16 protein-coding genes are annotated in these 17040 nt (G+C 66.0%); 13 read left to right on the top strand and 3 right to left on the bottom strand.

From position 1 onward, the window contains the following. Window positions 1-11 precede the first annotated feature (11 nt). The 13 genes from ACNFBT_RS07185 (at window position 12) to ACNFBT_RS07245 (ending at window position 14699) form a co-directional block, all read left to right on the top strand. Window positions 12-1874, top strand: coding sequence for a chemotaxis protein CheA (locus tag ACNFBT_RS07185; protein ID WP_416747818.1), 1863 nt, complete (start codon window positions 12-14; stop codon window positions 1872-1874). After that, window positions 1861-2346 (top strand): chemotaxis protein CheW, encoded by a 486-nt coding sequence (locus tag ACNFBT_RS07190; protein WP_416747820.1) that lies wholly within the window; start codon window positions 1861-1863, stop codon window positions 2344-2346. The genes ACNFBT_RS07185 and ACNFBT_RS07190 overlap by 14 nt, the downstream gene beginning before the upstream one ends. Window positions 2347-2387: 41 nt before the next feature. Continuing rightward, window positions 2388-4802, top strand: a complete 2415-nt coding sequence (locus tag ACNFBT_RS07195) for a methyl-accepting chemotaxis protein (RefSeq protein WP_416747822.1) — start codon at window positions 2388-2390, stop codon at window positions 4800-4802. A gap of 394 nt (window positions 4803-5196) precedes the next feature. After that, window positions 5197-6042 carry a CheR family methyltransferase gene (locus ACNFBT_RS07200; protein ID WP_416747824.1) on the top strand — a complete coding sequence of 282 codons (846 nt, stop codon included), beginning with the start codon at window positions 5197-5199 and terminating at the stop codon, window positions 6040-6042. Between the two features lies 1 nt (window position 6043). Beyond that, window positions 6044-6637 carry a chemoreceptor glutamine deamidase CheD gene (gene cheD / locus ACNFBT_RS07205; RefSeq protein WP_416747826.1) on the top strand — a complete coding sequence of 198 codons (594 nt, stop codon included), beginning with the start codon at window positions 6044-6046 and terminating at the stop codon, window positions 6635-6637. A gap of 11 nt (window positions 6638-6648) precedes the next feature. After that, window positions 6649-7698 (top strand): protein-glutamate methylesterase/protein-glutamine glutaminase, encoded by a 1050-nt coding sequence (locus ACNFBT_RS07210; protein ID WP_416747828.1) that lies wholly within the window; start codon window positions 6649-6651, stop codon window positions 7696-7698. Window positions 7699-7890: 192 nt separating this feature from the next. Further along, complete coding sequence (gene siaA / locus ACNFBT_RS07215; RefSeq protein ID WP_416747830.1) at window positions 7891-9879, top strand: biofilm regulation protein phosphatase SiaA; 1989 nt, start codon at window positions 7891-7893, stop codon at window positions 9877-9879. Between the two features lie 10 nt (window positions 9880-9889). Continuing rightward, window positions 9890-10432, top strand: coding sequence for a biofilm regulation protein kinase SiaB (gene siaB / locus ACNFBT_RS07220; protein WP_416747832.1), 543 nt, complete (start codon window positions 9890-9892; stop codon window positions 10430-10432). 26 nt (window positions 10433-10458) lie between these two features. Beyond that, a complete protein-coding gene (gene siaC / locus ACNFBT_RS07225) occupies window positions 10459-10839 on the top strand; it encodes a biofilm regulation phosphoprotein SiaC (RefSeq protein WP_416747833.1) in 381 nt (126 codons plus the stop codon). A 5-nt stretch (window positions 10840-10844) separates the two neighbouring features. Continuing rightward, complete coding sequence (siaD, locus tag ACNFBT_RS07230) at window positions 10845-11633, top strand: biofilm regulation diguanylate cyclase SiaD (protein WP_416747835.1); 789 nt, start codon at window positions 10845-10847, stop codon at window positions 11631-11633. Window positions 11634-11722: 89 nt separating this feature from the next. Continuing rightward, window positions 11723-12529 (top strand): NYN domain-containing protein, encoded by an 807-nt coding sequence (locus ACNFBT_RS07235; protein ID WP_416747837.1) that lies wholly within the window; start codon window positions 11723-11725, stop codon window positions 12527-12529. Window positions 12530-12622: 93 nt separating this feature from the next. Continuing rightward, window positions 12623-13048 carry a GNAT family N-acetyltransferase gene (locus ACNFBT_RS07240; protein WP_416747838.1) on the top strand — a complete coding sequence of 142 codons (426 nt, stop codon included), beginning with the start codon at window positions 12623-12625 and terminating at the stop codon, window positions 13046-13048. 1198 nt (window positions 13049-14246) lie between these two features. Continuing rightward, a complete protein-coding gene (locus ACNFBT_RS07245; protein ID WP_416747840.1) occupies window positions 14247-14699 on the top strand; it encodes a Bro-N domain-containing protein in 453 nt (150 codons plus the stop codon). A gap of 30 nt (window positions 14700-14729) precedes the next feature. On the opposite strand, the gene ACNFBT_RS07250 is transcribed toward ACNFBT_RS07245, so the two are convergent. The 3 genes from ACNFBT_RS07250 to ACNFBT_RS07260 form a co-directional block, all read right to left on the bottom strand. Next, entirely contained in the window at window positions 14730-15038 is a 309-nt protein-coding gene (locus ACNFBT_RS07250; RefSeq protein ID WP_416747842.1) for a Txe/YoeB family addiction module toxin, read from the bottom strand. Further along, window positions 15013-15285: a type II toxin-antitoxin system Phd/YefM family antitoxin gene (locus ACNFBT_RS07255; RefSeq protein ID WP_416747844.1), complete on the bottom strand. Its 273-nt coding sequence runs from the start codon at window positions 15283-15285 to the stop codon at window positions 15013-15015. Before ACNFBT_RS07255 ends, ACNFBT_RS07250 begins: the two co-directional genes overlap by 26 nt. Before the next feature lie 159 nt (window positions 15286-15444). After that, window positions 15445-16941, bottom strand: coding sequence for a CoA-acylating methylmalonate-semialdehyde dehydrogenase (locus ACNFBT_RS07260; protein ID WP_416747846.1), 1497 nt, complete (start codon window positions 16939-16941; stop codon window positions 15445-15447). Window positions 16942-17040 lie beyond the last annotated feature (99 nt).

The raw sequence follows: 17040 nt of genomic DNA on the forward strand, positions 1-17040 counted from the left end.
GGGAACCCTGAATGGCTACCGGTATGGAGCAATTCCTCCAGGTGTTCTTCGAGGAAACCGATGAACACCTGGCCACCCTCGAACTCCTGCTGATCGGGCTCGACCTCGATCAGCCGGACGCCGAGGCACTCAACGGCATCTTCCGCGCGGCCCACTCGATCAAGGGCTCCAGCGGCATGTTCGGCTTCGACGACCTGACCGCCGTCACCCACGAACTGGAAACCCTGCTCGACCGCATCCGCTGCGGGCAGACCGCCCTGCGCGCGGAGATGATCGGGGTGTTCCTCGAAGCCCGCGACGTGCTGCAACGCCTGCTCGACGCCCACCGCGACCAGTGCCCGGACACGAGCGTGCCGGTGCAGGCCACGGTGGAACGCCTGCGCGCCTGGCTGGCGGAGCCGGCGAGCGCGGCGGCGGACGACGGCTTCGGCTTCTTCGACGACGCTCCCGGCACGCCCGAGGCAGCCAGCGCCAGCGACGACGATGCCTTCGGGTTCTTCGATGATGCGCCCGGCACACCCTCCACCGAATCCACGCCGGCCAGTGAAGACTTCGGCTTCTTCGACGATGCGCCGGGTACTCCGGCCGCCGCCAGCCAAGCCCCCGCTACGCCCGCGCCGACTCCGGCGCCGGCGGCGCCCAAGCCCGTGGCGGCGACGCGCGCGGACAGCCGCAGCGAGGGCGAATCCAGCTCGATCCGGGTCAGCGTCGAGAAGATCGACAGCCTGATCAACCTGGTGGGCGAGCTGGTCATCACCCAGGCCATGCTCAGCCAGCTCAGCGAAGACCTCGACCCCACGCACTACGAGCGCCTGCAACAGGCCCTGGCGCAGCTGGAACACAACACCCGCGACCTGCAGGAATCGGTCATGTCGATCCGCATGTTGCCGATCAGCTTCATCTTCAGCCGCTTCCCGCGACTGGTGCACGACACCTCCGCGCGGCTGGGCAAGCAGGTGGAACTGATCCTCCAGGGCGAGCACACCGAGCTGGACAAGAGCGTGATCGAAAAGCTCAGCGACCCGCTCACCCACATCGTCCGCAACAGCATCGACCACGGCATCGAGACGCCCGCCGAGCGCCTGGCCGCCGGCAAGCCGGCGATGGGTTCGGTGAAGCTCGCCGCCAGCCACCAGGGCGGCAGCGTGGTGGTGGAAATCTCCGATGACGGGCGCGGCCTGTCCCGCGAGCGCATCCTCGCCAAGGCCCGCGAGAAGGGCATGGCGGTGCAGGATTCGATGACCGACGCCGAGGTCTGGCAGCTGATCTTCATGCCCGGCTTCTCCACCGCCGAGACCGTCACCGAGCTTTCCGGGCGCGGCGTCGGCATGGACGTGGTGCGGCGCAACATCCAGGCCATGGGCGGGCGCATCGAGATCGACTCGGCGCCGGGCATGGGCACCCGCCTGTGCATCCGCCTGCCGCTGACCCTGGCCATCCTCGACGGCCTGATCGTCGCGGTGGAGAAGGTCAACTACGTGATCCCGCTGACCTACATCGTCGAATCGCTGCAGGCCCGCGCCGACGACGTGCGCGGCATGGCCGGCGACGAGGCGGCGGTGATCCGCGTGCGCGGCGAGTACCTGCCGCTGTTCTCCCTGCACGAATTGCTGCACATCGACGCCACGCCCCTGCCGCCGGAGCAGGCGATCGTGGTGATCCTCGAATCCGAGGGCAAGAGCTTCGCCCTGCAGGTGGACGAACTGGTCGGCCAGCAGCAGGTGGTGATCAAGAGCCTGGAACAGAACTTCCGCCGGATCGACGGGATCGCCGGCGCCACCATCATGGGCGACGGCAGCGTCGCCCTGATCCTCGATGTCGATGCCCTGCCGCGCCTGGCGGCACAAGGAGAATCCACCCATGAGCGCAGCTGAATCCAGCTCGGCGAGCAGCCCCGCGCAGGAATACCTGACCTTCACCCTGGGCCGCGAGGAATACGCCATCGACATCCTGCGCGTGCAGGAGATCCGTGGTTACGACCAGGTCACCGCGATCGCCAACGCGCCCGCCTTCATCAAGGGCGTGATCAACCTGCGCGGCGCCATCGTTCCCATCGTCGACCTGCGCATCAAGTTCAACCTGGCCGACATCACCTACGACCAGTTCACCGTGGTGATCATCCTCAACGTCGGCCGGCGCATCGTCGGCGCGGTGGTGGACTCGGTGTCCGACGTGATCGCCCTGGCCGGCGAGGAGATCAAGCCGCCGCCGGAGTTCGCCGCCAGCTTCGATACCGAATACCTGCTCGGCCTGGCCACCGCGGGCGAGCGAATGCTGATCCTGGTGGACATCGAAAAACTCATGACCAGCCGGGAAATGGCGCTGGTCGATGAAGCCGCCGCCTGACTGCCACACGACAAAAAAAGATTGAGCCGAGGATAACGACAATGGGTCTGTTCAACGCACACGCCGTGGCGCAGCAGCGCGCCGACCGCATCACCGCCCTTCTCCACAGCCTGGTCGACGGCAACCTCGATGTCGCCATCGGCGAGGCTCCCGCGCCCGGCTACGAGCGCCTCTACGATGGCCTGCGCAACGTGCAGCGCACCCTGCGCGAACAGCGCGCGGAGCTGGCGCAGAACGAGGCCCTGGAAGCCGGCCTCGTGGAGATGACCCGCCAGCACGAGCTGGGCTGGATCGACGAGGTGATCCCCGCCGACAAGCTCGGCGGCCGCCAGGCGCGTATCGCCAAGGGCATCAACGACCTGGTCGCCGCGCACATCGCGGTGAAGATGAAGGTGGTGGCCACCGTCACCGCCTACGGCCGTGGCGACCTCAGCGCGGAGATGGACCGCCTGCCGGGCAAGAAGGCGATGATCACCGAAGCCATCGACGGCGTGCGCGCCAGCCTCAAGGCCTCCGCCGAAGCCGCCGAGGTCAACACGCGGATCAAGAGCGCGCTGGACAACGTCACCGCCAACGTGATGATCGCCGACCGCAACTTCAACATCGTCTACATGAACCAGGCCGTGGGGCAGATGTTCCTCGCTGCCGAATCCGATATCCGCAAGGAGCTGCCGGACTTCCGCGCCAGCAACATCCTCGGCGGCAGCATCGACCGTTTCCACAAGAACCCGACGCACCAGCGCGGCCTGCTGGACCGTCTGGCGAGTACCTACGAGGCGAAGATCAAGCTGGGCGGACGCACGCTCACCGTGGTTGCCAACCCGGTGATCAACGAAGCCGGCGAACGCCTCGGCGCGGTGGTGGAGTGGCAGGACATCACCGAGCAGTTGGCCGCCCGCGAGCGCGAGCAACGCATCGCCGGGGAGAACGCGCGCATCAAGAGCGCCCTGGACAACTGCAGCACCAACGTGATGATCGCCGACGGCGAGCGCAACATCATCTATATGAACAAGACCGTCACCGCCATGCTGCAGAATGCCGAGGCCGATCTGCGCAAGGCACTTCCGAGCTTCTCGGTGAACAAGCTGATGGGAGGCTCGATCGACCAGTTCCACAAGCACCCCGAGCACCAGCAGCGCCTGCTCGCCACCTTCACCAGCACCTTCCGTACCCAGATCGAAGTCGGCGGACGCACCTTCGGCCTGGTGGCCAACCCGGTCATGAGCGAAACCGGCGAGCGCCTCGGCTCGGTGGTGGAATGGAACGACCGCACGCTGGAAGTGAGCGTCGAGCGCGAGGTGGCCGGACTGGTCAATGCCGCCGCCGCCGGCGACTTCTCCACGCGCATCGCCGAGGAGGGCAAATCCGGCTTCCTCCTCAACCTCACCAGCGGCCTCAACCAACTGGTGGAGACCGCCGACAAGGGCCTGCGCGACGTCACCCGGATGCTCGCCGCGCTCGCCCAGGGCGACCTCACCCAGCGCATCGACGCCGACTACCAGGGCACCTTCGGCGAGCTGAAGGACTACTCCAACGAAACCGCGCAGAGCCTGTCGCGGATGCTCGGGCAGATCCGCGAGGCCGCCGACACCATCCACACCGCCGCCAGCGAGATCGCCAGCGGCAACGCCGAGCTGTCCACCCGCACCGAGCAGCAGGCGTCCAGCCTGGAAGAAACCGCGTCGAGCATGGAAGAGCTGACCAGCACGGTGAAACTCAACGCCGAGAACGCCCGCCAGGCCAACTCGCTGGCGGTGAACGCCTCGGAAGTCGCCACCGAGGGCGGCAGCGTGGTGCAGAAGGTGGTGGGCACCATGTCGGCCATCAACGACTCGGCACGCAAGATCGCCGACATCATCGGGGTGATTGACGGCATCGCCTTCCAGACCAACATCCTCGCGCTCAACGCCGCGGTGGAAGCGGCGCGCGCTGGAGAACAAGGCCGTGGCTTCGCGGTGGTGGCCGGGGAAGTGCGCACCCTGGCGCAGCGTTCGGCCGCCGCCGCCAAGGAGATCAAGACGCTGATCAACGACTCGGTGGACAAGGTGGAGAACGGCAACACCCTGGTCGCCCAGGCCGGCCAGACCATGAGCGACATCGTGGTGGCGATCAAGCGCGTCACCGACATCATGGCCGAGATCGCCGCGGCCAGCGCCGAGCAGAGCAGCGGCATCGAGGAAGTGAACGGCGCGGTGACCCAGATGGACGAGATGACCCAGCAGAACGCCGCCCTGGTGGAAGAGGCCGCGGCCTCCGCCGAAGCGCTGCAGGAACAGGCCGGGCTGCTCAACCAGTCGGTCTCGGTGTTCAAGCTGGACAACTCGGCCACCGTGGTGCCCCTGGCCGTCGCCCGCCCGGCGCGCGCCGAGGCGCCGGCGCACACCTCCCGCGCCTCGCGCGGCGTGGCCAAGGCGGTGCGGGCCAAGGGCAAGGAAGAGGATTGGGAAGAGTTCTGATCGGGCGGGGCGCAGGGACGGCGGCGGCCGGAGCAATGGGAGGGCCGGTTGCCGCGTGCTGGCCAGGGATGGTTGGGGATGGGCCTGGTATTCAGGGGCTCTTCACCGGGGACAGGGGGCCGTATGTGCCCCCTCACCCTAACCCTCTCCCGAGGGAGAGGGGACCGTCTGCTGCAGGACGGAAGACACCCCATCAGCCGGTGCGATCGCCTCTCTGTTCAATCCCGATGCTGGCTCCACGTGGCATGACGGGAAATGCCGTACTCCCTGAACACACCGAACGGCCCCCTCTCCCTCTGGGAGAGGGCTGGGGTGAGGGCAAGGCCACCGCGCCAGACTCCCCCCAAACACCCAGAAACTCCAATGGCGCGCCCCGAACACACGGAACAACCCCATGCCCAACATCGGCCTGCCAGCCCCCGACCATGAGTTCCTCTACACCCGCCGGGACTTCCAGCAGGTGCGCGAACGGCTGTACCGGCACGCCGGCATCAGCCTGTCGGAGAACAAGGAGCAACTGGTCTACAGCCGCCTTTCCCGGCGCCTGCGCAGCCTGCGGCTGAACAGCTTCGCCGAGTACTTCGCCTACCTGGAGACCCACGAGGAAGAGTGGCAGCAGTTCGTCAATGCGCTGACCACCAACCTCACCGCCTTCTTCCGCGAGCGCCACCACTTCGAGCACCTGGCGCGCCTGGCCGACGAACAACTGCTCGACCACCGCCCGCTGCGCGTCTGGTCGGCCGCCTCGAGCACCGGCGAAGAGCCCTACTCCATCGCCATGACGCTGGTGGACGCCCTGGGCAGCTTCACCCCGCCGGTGCAGATTATGGCGTCGGACATCGACACCGGCGTCCTGCACAGCGCCCGCCAGGGCATCTACCCGATGGAGCGCCTGGAAGCGCTCAGCCCCGCGCAGAAGCGCCGCTTCTTCCTCCGCGGCACCGGCGTCAACGCCGGCAAGGCAAGGGTGGTCGGCGAGCTGCGGCAGCTGGTGGAGTTCCGCCAGATCAACCTGCTCGACGCCAACTGGGGCATCTCCGGCGGGCTCGACGCGATCTTCTGCCGCAACGTGATGATCTACTTCGACAAGCCGACCCAGACCCGCCTGCTCGAACGCATGGTCAGCCTGCTGCGTCCCGGCGGGCTGCTGTTCGCCGGGCACTCGGAGAACTTCGTCCACGCCGCCCACCTGGTGCGTTCGGTGGGCCGCACCACCTACCAGGCGGCGAGGCCGGCCTGAGATGAGCGCGGCGCGCGAGACCCTCAACCGCTACTACGACCCGCGCTTCGGCCTGGACGCGGTCAAGCTGCTGCCCGGCGAATGCTTCGTCACCGACGAGGAGCTGATGATCGTCACCGTGCTCGGCTCCTGCGTCTCGGTCTGCCTGCGCGACCGCAGCCTGGGGCTGGGCGGGATGAACCACTTCATGCTGCCCGGCGACACCGGCGCCAACAGCCTGCTGTCCAGCTCCGGACGCTACGGCGTGCATGCCATGGACCTGCTGATCAACGGCCTGATGCGGCGTGGCGCGCAGCGCCGGAACTTCGAGGCCAAGGTGTTCGGCGGCGGCTCGGTGCTGCAGAACCTCAGCGCCGACGTCGGCCAGCGCAACGTCGAGTTCGTCCTCGACTACCTGAGCGCCGAGGGCATTCCGGTGCTCGCCCAGGACCTGCTCGACGTGCACCCGCGCAAGGTCTACTTCTTCCCCGGCAGCGGCCGGGTGCTGGTGCGCAAGCTGCGCGTGCTGGCCAACGACACCCTGCTGCAGCGCGAGCGGCAGTACCGTCAGCAACTGTCGCGGCAGACGCGCGGCGGCACCATCGATCTGTTCTGAAGGAGGGCGCCATGGCGGTCAGGGTTCTGGTGGTGGACGATTCGGCGCTGGTCCGCAGCCTGCTCAAGGACATCATCCAGGGCGACCCGGAGCTGCAACTGGTGGGCCTGGCGCCGGACGCCTTCGCCGCCCGCGACCTGATCAAGCAGCACTCGCCGGACGTGATCACCCTCGACGTGGAAATGCCGCGCATGGACGGCCTGACCTTCCTCGACAAGCTGATGAAGGGCCGGCCGACCCCGGTACTGATGATCTCCTCGCTCACCGAGAAAGGCTCCGAGGCCACCCTGCGCGCCCTGGAGCTGGGCGCCATCGACTTCATCGCCAAGCCGCGCCTGGGGATCGCCGAAGGCATGCAGGCCTACACCGAGGAAATCCGCGCCAAGCTCAAGACCACCGCCCGCGCGCGGATGCGCCGGCCCGCCACCACCGCCAGCGCGAGCGTTGCGGCCAGCGGGCCGCTGCTGAGCACCGAGAAGATCATCGCCATCGGCGCCTCCACCGGCGGCACCGAGGCGATCAAGGAAGTGCTGCTGGGGCTGCCGCCGGACTGCCCCGGCACCGTGGTCACCCTGCACATGCCGCCGGGCTTCACCAAGTCCTATGCCGAACGGCTGGACCGCCAGACCCGGCTGTCCGTGCGCGAGGCCCGCGACGGCGACCGCGTCCTCCCCGGCCACGTGCTCATCGCCCCCGGCGACTTCCACATGGAAGTGCGGCGCAGCGGCGCCAACTACGTGGTGCACCTGCAGCATGAGGCGGCGGTCAACGGCCACCGGCCGGCGGTGGACGTGATGTTCGACTCCCTCGCCCGCTGCGCCGGGCGCAACCTGCTGGCGGCCCTGCTCACCGGCATGGGCAAGGACGGCGCGCGGGGCCTGCTGGCGATCCGTCAGGCCGGCGGCCACACCGTCGCCCAGGACGAGGCGAGCTGCGTGGTCTACGGCATGCCCCGCGAGGCGGTGGAGCTGGGCGCGGCGAAGGAGGTGCTGCCGCTGGAGCGCATCGCCGCCGCCCTGTTGCACCAGGCTCGGCAGAGCGGCGGCGGAAATCGCGTCTAGTAGCGCACGAAATCAAAACGCCACCTGAGCGATCTTTCAGACAGTGACTAGACTCCCCAGTCGATAGCGTGACGCCAAAATTATGGCGTTCCGCTATCAATTTGGTTTGATTGTGCCTGCATACCCACTGCACAATCGGGCTTTCGCCAAAAGACCGGCAGACGGCGGGCGACGAGGGGAACTGAGAGAGCCATGGCGGCAAGATGGGGGTTGCGCGGTAAATCGGTGGTGGCATTGCTCATCGCCTGTCTCCTGGCGTTGGTACCGGCGGTTCTGCTGGGCTGGAAGGCCATGGAGGACATCCGCACGCATTTCGGCCTCGCCTTTGCGAGAAACTTCACCCTGCTCAACCAGCAGAAGATCATCGCACCGGTGATCCGCGAGCTTGCGCTTTCGCGGCGGCTGGCCGAGTCCGTGGTGACCCAGGACTGGATGCTCGCCGAGAGCGATCCGGCGCGCCGTTCGCTGTTCTTCCGCGAAGCCGAGGGCTTCCGTGCCGACCAGCACGACTACTCCTACTTCGTGGTGGTGAATGCCTCGCACCACTACTACTTCAACGACTCCAGCTCGCCGCTGTCCAACTCGCCGCGCTACACCCTGAGCCAGGACGACCCGCAGGACCGCTGGTACTTCGATACCCTGGCGCACGACGAGCCCTACAACATCAACGTCGACTACAACGAGAAGCTCAAGGTCACCAAGGTCTGGTTCAACATGGTGGTCCGCGCCCGCAACGAGAAGGTCGGCCTGGCCGGCGGCGGGCTGGACCTCACCGAGTTCCTCGACCAGTTCATCTCGCGCCGCGAGGCCGGGGTGACGCCGATGATCGTCGCCCCCGACGGCGCCATCCAGGCGCACCCGGACCCCCGCCTGATCGCCTACTCCTCCGGCTCCGGCGCCAAGGCGCAGCACCGCGTGTTCGACCTGCTGGCCAATGACCGTGAACGTGACGCCCTGCGCCAGACCCTGCGCCGGGCCGAGGCCAGCCCCGGCGAAGTCGAGACCATGTGGGCGACGGTGGACGGCAAGGAGCAGGTGCTGGCCACGGCCTATATCCCTCAGCTGCGCTGGCACGTGCTCAGCGTCATCGACCTGCACGCCGCCCAGGTCCTCGACAGCCGCTGGATCTGGCCGCTGGCGGGGACCCTCGCCGGGCTGCTGGCGATCCTCCTGCTGGGCTTCGCCTACACCGTCGACCTGCTGGTGCTGCGCCCGCTGCGCGGCCTCAAGCAGTCGGCCAAGGCCATCGCCGCCGGCCAGTACGACAGCCCGCTGCCGCGCACCCGCCCGGACGAGATCGGCGAGTTGTCCTCCGCCTTCGCCAGCATGGCCGACCAGGTGCGCCGGCACACCGAGGAGCTGGAAGACAAGGTTCAGGAACGCACACAGGCACTGGAAACCGCCAACCGCGAGATGGCCGCCGCGCAGAAGAAGATCGGCGACTCCATCGACTACGCCAGCCTGATCCAGCGCGCCATCCTCCCCGACCGCCAGCTGCAGAAGTCCCTGGGCGAGCGCCACTTCGTCCTGTGGAAACCGCGCGACGTGGTCGGCGGCGACTTCTACATCTACCGCGAAGGCCCCCTCGACAGCCTGATCGGCGTGGTCGACTGCGCCGGTCACGGCGTGCCCGGTGCGCTGATGACCATGCTCGCCCTGGCCGCCATCGACCACGCGGTGGACAGCGTGAAGAGCCATGCCCCGGCCGCCATCCTGCACGAGACCGACCACGTCATGCGCGGCATGCTCAGCGAGGAACAGTTCACCCGCTCCCTGGCCACCAACATGGACGCAGGCCTGGTGCGCGTCGACCACGGCCGCCGCCTGCTGCACTTCGCCGGCGCGAAGATCTCCCTGTTCGCCAGCGACGGCACCGACGTGCGCGAATACAAGGGCGCGCGCCGCGCCATCGGCGACAAGCGCCAGGGCGACTACCAGGACGTCGAGATCCCCATGGAAGCCGGCTGGACCTACTACCTGTGCACCGACGGCTTCCTCGACCAGGCCGGCGGCGAGCACGGTTTCGGCTTCGGCAACAGCCGCTTCGCCGATCTGCTGCGCAGCCACGCGCGCCGGCCGCTGGCCGAGCAGGCGGACGTGTTCGCCGCGACCCTGGCCCAGTACCAGGGCGAGCGACCGCAGCGCGACGACATCACCATCCTCTCCTTCCGATTCGACTAGGGGTTAATCCATGGAATCGCTAGATCTGTTGGCCATGCGCGAGAGCTTCACCCGGCAACGCATCCTGCTCTGCTTCAACGGCCCCATCTCGCGCAGCCTGATCGAGGAAATCGGTCACGCCCTGCGCAACTACCTGCAAGCCGAACAGGCGCATCCCAGCGAAGCCATGGACGTGTTTGCGGTCTACATCGAGATGACCCAGAACATTCGCCATTACGCCGCCGTGCGCGGCTACAGCGAGCAGGACGCCTCGGCCACCGTCGCCATTGCCCGCAACGACGAAGGCCACTACGTGGTCTCCGCCGGCAACCTGGTGGAGCTGGAAGATGGCCGCAGCCTGGTGCGCAGCATCGAGGCCATCGCCGGGCTCGACAAGGTCCAGCTCAAGGCAGCCTACAAGGAACAGCTGCGCCGCCCGCGCGATGCCGAAGCCACCTCCGGCGCCGGCCTTGGCCTGTTGGACATCGCCCGCAAATCCAGCGCGCCGCTCAAGACCTCCCTCACCGAACAACCCGATGGCCGCGCCTTCTTCAGCCTGCGCGCCGTGATCTGAACCTGCGAATTCAGGAACACCCAGCCATGACCGAACTCAACATCTCAGGGACCCAGTCCACCCCATCGATCCACGGCGACTGGCAGGCCGGCAGCCTCATCATGCAGGGCGACTCCTACCCGGAGAACTCCTATGAGCTGTTCGGCCAGGTGATCGAATGGGTCGAGCGCTTCCTCGCCGAAGAACAGCGCCCGCTCGCCCTCGACCTGCGCCTGCTGTACCTCAACACCAGCTCCATCAAGGCCATGATGGACATCTTCGACCTGCTCGAAGAAGCCCACCGCGAAGGCCGTGACGCCACCGTCACCTGGCACTACGACCGCCGCAACGAGCGCGTCGCCGAGCTGGCCGAGGAGTTCCGCGAAGACTGTACCTTCCCGTTCGTCATCCAAGCCTACGACGAGTAAGAGCCATGACAAGCGAGCGCGAGCTGGACCTGCTGATCGAAGCCTTGCTGGCCGACCCCCAGTACGAAGGGCACCCCCTGCGCGAGGCCCTGTACCTGAAACACCAGCAATCGCTCGACCAGCTCGCGCGCCTGGAGCGCATCGCGAAGATCTCCGACGGCTACCAGTCCATGGCCCGGGCGCAGAACAGCACCCTGTCCGAGCGCTACCACAAGCAGCTGCGCCAGCTGGAAAAGGTCGCGCGCATCTCCGACCGCTACCAGAACATGATGCGCGACCTCAACGTCGCCCTGCGCGAAGCCTCGACCCACGACCCGCTCACCGGCATCGCCAACCGCCGCCTGCTGATGGAGCGCCTGCGCGAGGAAAGCGAGCGCGCCCAGCGTCGCCAGCAGCCCTACGCCCTGGCCATGGTCGACGTCGACCGTTTCAAGCAGGTCAACGACACCTGGGGCCACGACATCGGCGACCGCGTGCTGGTGGAAATCGGTCGAGCCATGCAGGCCGCACTGCGCCAGTACGACCTCTGCGGCCGCTGGGGCGGCGAGGAGTTCCTCCTCATCCTCCCGGAAACCCGCCTGGCCGACGCCGCCGCCATCATCGAACGCGTGCGCAGCGACATCCGCTGCCTCACCGTGCGCGTCGGCACCGAAGCCCTCTCCGTCACCGCCAGCTTCGGCGTGGCCGAACACCAGCCCGGCGAAAGCTACTCGCAGACCGTCAGCCGCGCCGACGCTGCGCTGCTCGACGCCAAGCGCAGCGGGCGGGACAAGTGCGAGTTTGCGCAGGGGTGAGCTGAAGCAACGCAACGGTGTGCTTCACTCTCCTGGCATCTGTCGCCAGCTCCGATTAAGGTCCATGGACCGCCAGGAAAGGATGCAACATGGCTATCAAGACCCCCGTTCCCCGCCAGCAGAAGCACCTCGCCGTCCTGATTGACGCCGACAATGCCCCCGCCGCCATCGTCGAAGGGCTGTTCGAAGAGATCGCCAAGTATGGCGTCGCCAGCGTAAAGCGAATCTATGGCGATTGGACGAAGCCACAACTGGGCAAGTGGAAGCAGGTACTGCTGGACCACTCCATCCAGCCGATGCAGCAGTTCGCCTATACCAGCGGCAAGAACGCCACCGACAGCGCGTTGATCATCGACGCCATGGACCTTCTGTACACCCGCCGTTTCGATGGTTTCTGCCTGGTTTCCAGCGACAGCGACTTCACCCGTCTGGCCGCACGACTGCGCGAGGAAGGCCTCACTGTCTACGGGTTTGGCGAGGAGAAGACACCCAAGCCCTTCGTTTCCGCCTGCGACAAGTTCATCTACACGGAGATCCTCCGAGCGACTCCCGAGGTCGCTGCGGAGCCACTCCCAACAGTCGATAAGACCGCTCCGCCCAGCGTCAGCGATGCGCCCAGGCAGATCGCCAAACCCAAGTCACAGAAAGTCCCTCTGGACTTCATCGCGAAGGTGCTCGATGACATCGATGGAGACGATGACGACTGGGTTCAACTGGGTGCATTGGGGCAGAACATCAGCAAGCTGCAGCCCGCATTCGATCCGCGCCTGTATGGCTTCAAGAAACTCAGTGACCTGATCAAAGGCAATCCCAAGCGCTTCGAACTACAGGCGCGAGGCGCCAGCAGCACTGGTGGAAAGGATTTGTACGTGCGTAACGTCAGTGCTGCACGCTGAGTGCAGCTCTACCGACCCTCCTACCAAAGGCACCCTACCCAACCCGTCGCCAGCTCCCTAGACTGGTCGTTTTCGCCAATCCGGAGGGCCCCCATGCAACCCACCTTCAACTTCACCCTCGGCGTCGACCCGCACGCGCGCGACGTGGTCGTCCAGGGCCTGCTCGCCTACAACTTCGAGCAGATGGGCCGCAGCAACACCTACGACGACTTCGAGCTCTACGCCCGCGACGAGCAGGGCGAAGTGGTCGGCGGCATGTTCGGCCAATCGGGCATGGGCTGGCTCTACATCGACTACCTCTGGCTGCAAGGCGACCAGCGCGGCAACGGCTTGGGCGCACAGCTGATCGCACAGGCCGAAACCGAAGCTCGCCGCCGGGGTTGCGTGGGGGTATTCCTCTACACCTACAGCTTCCAGGCGCCGGGCTTCTACGAGAAGCAGGGCTTCGAGCGCATGGGCGTGCTGGAAGATTGCCCGCCGGGGCATCAGCGGATTTACTTGAAGAAGCATTTCGGCTGACCCGTAGGGCGTACAACCGTTCGCGGTTGTACGCCGATACACCGTGCTTATCGCCCTCGCCACGGCCAAGCCCGGAGCACTCTGGAAACGCGACTCCGTGCCTGCCCCGGAAAGCCCTGCCGCCGAGGTCAAACGGCGGATAACGCCTGAGGCGTTATTCGCCCTACGGGGATGACCAGGATAATCCGCTGCAGTGCTCTCCCCTCACCCCAGCCCTCTCCCAAAGGGAGAGGGAGCCGCGTGGCAGATCGGGATATAGCGGAGTCAGCCGGCAAGCACCGAACAGCCAACGCGCTCAGGACAGTCCCCTCTCCCCCTGGGAGAGGGTTAGGGTGAGGGCACTCTCCGCACACACCGAGCCCCTGTAGGAGCGAGCTTGCTCGCGAACAGAATTCCCCGGCGACATCGGGGTTGGGCGGTTCGCGAGCAAGCTCGCTCCTACAAAGGCGGATAACGCTGCGCGTTATTCGCCCTACGGGTGCTCATCCCGCAACGTGGGTGCTGTGACAAGCCTTCGCGGACAAGGGCTAGGCGCCCCGTCTCTCCTACGAAAAGCGGTTTCCAGAGAAACCTCCGCACACACCGGAGCGCCCCTTCAGGAGGCCGAGTGGAATCGGAGTTTCAGGGGTTGAGCGGCATGGATGCCGCGAGAGCGTCGTTGGGCCATGGATGGCCCGTCGACGCGTGCCCCTGAAACTTCGATGGTGCGAGGGAACCCCGGCGAAGCCGGGGCCGGATGATGGGGCAAGACCTTTGCCTCCTTTGGGTCGTTTGCCAAAGGAGGTCGCCCGAGGGGGCGAAACAAGAAGTCCCCAAGCACGCCGAAGCGGCGCAGAAACACCCAAACCAGAAGCGAAAAGCATCGCGGACAAAGTCCGCTCCTACACTCCTCCCGGAATCGGCTGTCTTGTTGGGCGCTACTAGCATTCCTATCCTCGCCCAGTCACATCAGTGACCTGGGTTTGGCGACCCGGATATAACAGGCGCGATAGCGCCCACGGTGCTTACGAAAACAGCGAATGTTTTTGTAGGCCCCCGCGCACCCTGCAGAAATTTCTGCAACGCTTATGGCGGATCGCGCGGGGAGACCTCCGGGTCTGCCGGATTTCCTGTTGCCGGTTCGCCAACCCCGCGTGATCCGCCTCCCTTTGTTTGGCGACTCAGGTGGCGGCTCCTTCAATAAACAGGAGTTCCACTTATGCGCGACACCTACACCCCAACCTCCTTCACTCGCCACAAACGCTTCCTGCGCGGCGTCATGATCGACAACCAGGCCTGGTTCGTCGCCTCGGACATCGCCCGTCTGCTGGCGTACCGCTTCCCCCACAGCATCCACCACCGCTTCTACGATCACGAAGTCCGCACCGTCCAACTCGCGTACAGCACCGGGGCAGAAGAACAAACCGTCCTGCTCAGCGAAGCCGCCGTCTACAAGGCCCTGCTCCGCTTCGGCCACCCCGAACTCGAAGCCCTCGACCGCTGGCTGACCCAGGACGTCATCCCCACCCTGCGCGACGAACACGCCCCGGAAACCGCTGCGCCAAGGCGCGTGATGCTGACGTGGGATACCAAGCGCTGGCTGCTTCTGAACTGGCAGGGAGGGATGTGGATGCGCTGGGAAGACGTACCGAGACTCATCTGGTCCGACTAGCCCGGATGAAAAAGGGCCGCTTCGGCGGCCCTATTTATCGTAGTGGTAACGGCACTGAAGAATGGTCAGCACCTCGGCCTCGTACAGGTAGACCAGCAGGTGCTCACGGGTAATGCGGCGGGACCAGAACCCGGAGAGGTCGCCCTTGAGCGGCTCGGGTTTGCCGGTCCCCTTATGAGGCGTACGCCGGCACTCTTCGATCAACTCATTGAGCGCGCGGAAAATCTCAGTGTCGCCCTGCTCCCAGTACTGATAGTCCTCCCAGCCATGGCTGGTGAACGCAACAGTGACGGAGCCACGCGCCGAGGACTTGTTACGGCTTTTCGACTTCGCGTTCAACGGGCAGCTCCTTGACCTGTGCCTTGCCGGCGCGCACTTCGTCCACGGACTCGCGCAGCCGCTGGGCGTTGGCGGTGGAACTCAGCAGGTAGAGGGTTTCCTGCATGCCGTTGTAATCCTCCAGCGAAATCATCACCACCGGTTCGCCGCGCTGGCGGGTTATGACTGCCGGTTCGTGATCTCGGCACACATCGTCCATGGTCTGCTTCAGATCAGCGCGAGCCTGGGTGAAGGTGAGTACTTGCATGAAGGGTCTTCCTCGCCGCCGATGGCGGGCAGTGGAGTTCAAGGAATCATTGTACAGAACTACGTACAGTCTCAAGACGACCACTGATCCACAAACACGAATCCGAAAATGAAAAAGGCCGGTCATTCGACCGGCCTATTTCTTACTGCTTATTCGCCATCAACCATTGCTGGGGAAGGCGAACTGCGCCGCTTCGTGCGACTTACGCTGCGGCCAGCGCTGGGTGATGGCCTTGCGCTTGGTGTAGAAGCGCACGCCGTCCGGGCCGTAGGCGTGGAGGTCGCCGAACAGGGAGCGCTTCCAGCCGCCGAAGCTGTGGTAGGCCACCGGTACCGGCAGCGGTACGTTGATGCCGACCATGCCGACTTCGATCTCGTCGCAGAACAGGCGGGCCGCTTCACCGTCGCGGGTGAACAGGCAGGTGCCGTTGCCGTATTCGTGGTCGTTGATCAGCTTCATGGCGTCTTCGAGGCTGTTCACGCGGACGATGCACAGCACCGGGCCGAAGATTTCTTCGCGGTAGATGGTCATGTCCGGGGTCACGTGGTCGAACAGGGTGCCGCCGACGAAGAAGCCGTTCTCGTGGCCGGCAACCTTGTAGCCGCGACCGTCGACCAGCAGCTTCGCGCCCTGCTCGACGCCGCTGTCGATGTAGCCGGTGACCTTGGCCTGCGCCGCGCCAGTGACCAGCGGGCCCATGTCGAGGCCGCAGGAGGTGCCGGCGCCGATCTTCAGGCCTTTGATCTGCGGAACGATCTTGTCGACCAGCGCGTCGGCGATCTGGTCGCCCACGCACACGGCCACGGAGATGGCCATGCAGCGCTCGCCGCAGGAGCCGTAGGCCGCGCCCATCAGGGCGCTGACGGCGTTGTCCAGGTCGCAGTCGGGCATCAGCACGGCGTGGTTCTTGGCGCCGCCCAGGGCCTGCACGCGCTTGCCGCGCTTGGTGCCTTCGGAATAGATGTATTCGGCGATCGGGGTCGAGCCGACGAAGCTCAGGGCTTTGACTTCCGGGGCTTCGATCAGCGCGTCCACGGCTTCCTTGTCGCCGTGCACGACGTTCAGCACGCCCTTGGGCAGGCCGGCTTCTTCGAAGAGTTCGGCGATCAGCAGGGTGGAGCTCGGGTCACGCTCGGACGGCTTGAGGACGAAGGTGTTGCCGCAGGCGATGGCCAGCGGGTACATCCACAGCGGAACCATTGCCGGGAAGTTGAACGGGGTGATGCCGGCGACCACGCCGATGGGCTGGAAGTCGCTCCAGGCGTCGATGTTCGGGCCGACGTTGCGGGTGTATTCGCCCTTGAGGATTTCCGGGGCGGCGCAGGCGTATTCGACGTTCTCGATGCCGCGCTTGAGCTCACCGGCAGCGTCTTCGAGGGTCTTGCCGTGTTCTTCGCTGATCAGCTGGCTGATGCGCTGCTCGTTGGCTTCGAGCAGCTGCTTGAAGCGGTACAGCACCTGGGCGCGCTTGGCCGGCGGGGTGTTGCGCCAGGCCGGGAAAGCGGCCTTGGCGGCGTCGATCGCCTTCTGCACGGTGGCGCGGCTGGCCAGGGGGACCTTGCGCACGGCTTCGCCGGTGGACGGGTTGAAGACGTCGGCGGTGCGGCCAGTGTCGGCGATCATTTCGCCGCCGATCAGGTGCTTGACGGTGGTCATGGGCTGTCTCTTCTCGCTGAAAGTGTGGGGCGGGACTCTTTCAAGAGCCCCTCACCCTAGCCCTCTCCCGGAGGGAGAGGGGATTTAGTCGGTGCCGGG

It is taken from the genome of Pseudomonas sp. NY15181 (genome assembly GCF_048068055.1).
In the GTDB taxonomy this organism is placed as follows: domain Bacteria; phylum Pseudomonadota; class Gammaproteobacteria; order Pseudomonadales; family Pseudomonadaceae; genus Pseudomonas.

Bases quoted from the DNA above. Each gene is read 5' to 3' on its own strand.
- ACNFBT_RS07185 (WP_416747818.1), top strand. From the start codon at position 12: ATGGCTACCGGTATGGAGCAATTCCTCCAGGTGTTCTTCGAGGAAACC.
- ACNFBT_RS07190 (WP_416747820.1), top strand. From the start codon at position 1,861: ATGAGCGCAGCTGAATCCAGCTCGGCGAGCAGCCCCGCGCAGGAATAC.
- ACNFBT_RS07195 (WP_416747822.1), top strand. From the start codon at position 2,388: ATGGGTCTGTTCAACGCACACGCCGTGGCGCAGCAGCGCGCCGACCGC.
- ACNFBT_RS07200 (WP_416747824.1), top strand. From the start codon at position 5,197: ATGCCCAACATCGGCCTGCCAGCCCCCGACCATGAGTTCCTCTACACC.
- cheD (WP_416747826.1), top strand. From the start codon at position 6,044: ATGAGCGCGGCGCGCGAGACCCTCAACCGCTACTACGACCCGCGCTTC.
- ACNFBT_RS07210 (WP_416747828.1), top strand. From the start codon at position 6,649: ATGGCGGTCAGGGTTCTGGTGGTGGACGATTCGGCGCTGGTCCGCAGC.
- siaA (WP_416747830.1), top strand. From the start codon at position 7,891: ATGGCGGCAAGATGGGGGTTGCGCGGTAAATCGGTGGTGGCATTGCTC.
- siaB (WP_416747832.1), top strand. From the start codon at position 9,890: ATGGAATCGCTAGATCTGTTGGCCATGCGCGAGAGCTTCACCCGGCAA.
- siaC (WP_416747833.1), top strand. From the start codon at position 10,459: ATGACCGAACTCAACATCTCAGGGACCCAGTCCACCCCATCGATCCAC.
- siaD (WP_416747835.1), top strand. From the start codon at position 10,845: ATGACAAGCGAGCGCGAGCTGGACCTGCTGATCGAAGCCTTGCTGGCC.
- ACNFBT_RS07235 (WP_416747837.1), top strand. From the start codon at position 11,723: ATGGCTATCAAGACCCCCGTTCCCCGCCAGCAGAAGCACCTCGCCGTC.
- ACNFBT_RS07240 (WP_416747838.1), top strand. From the start codon at position 12,623: ATGCAACCCACCTTCAACTTCACCCTCGGCGTCGACCCGCACGCGCGC.
- ACNFBT_RS07245 (WP_416747840.1), top strand. From the start codon at position 14,247: ATGCGCGACACCTACACCCCAACCTCCTTCACTCGCCACAAACGCTTC.
- ACNFBT_RS07255 (WP_416747844.1), bottom strand. From the start codon at position 15,285: ATGCAAGTACTCACCTTCACCCAGGCTCGCGCTGATCTGAAGCAGACC.
- ACNFBT_RS07260 (WP_416747846.1), bottom strand. From the start codon at position 16,941: ATGACCACCGTCAAGCACCTGATCGGCGGCGAAATGATCGCCGACACT.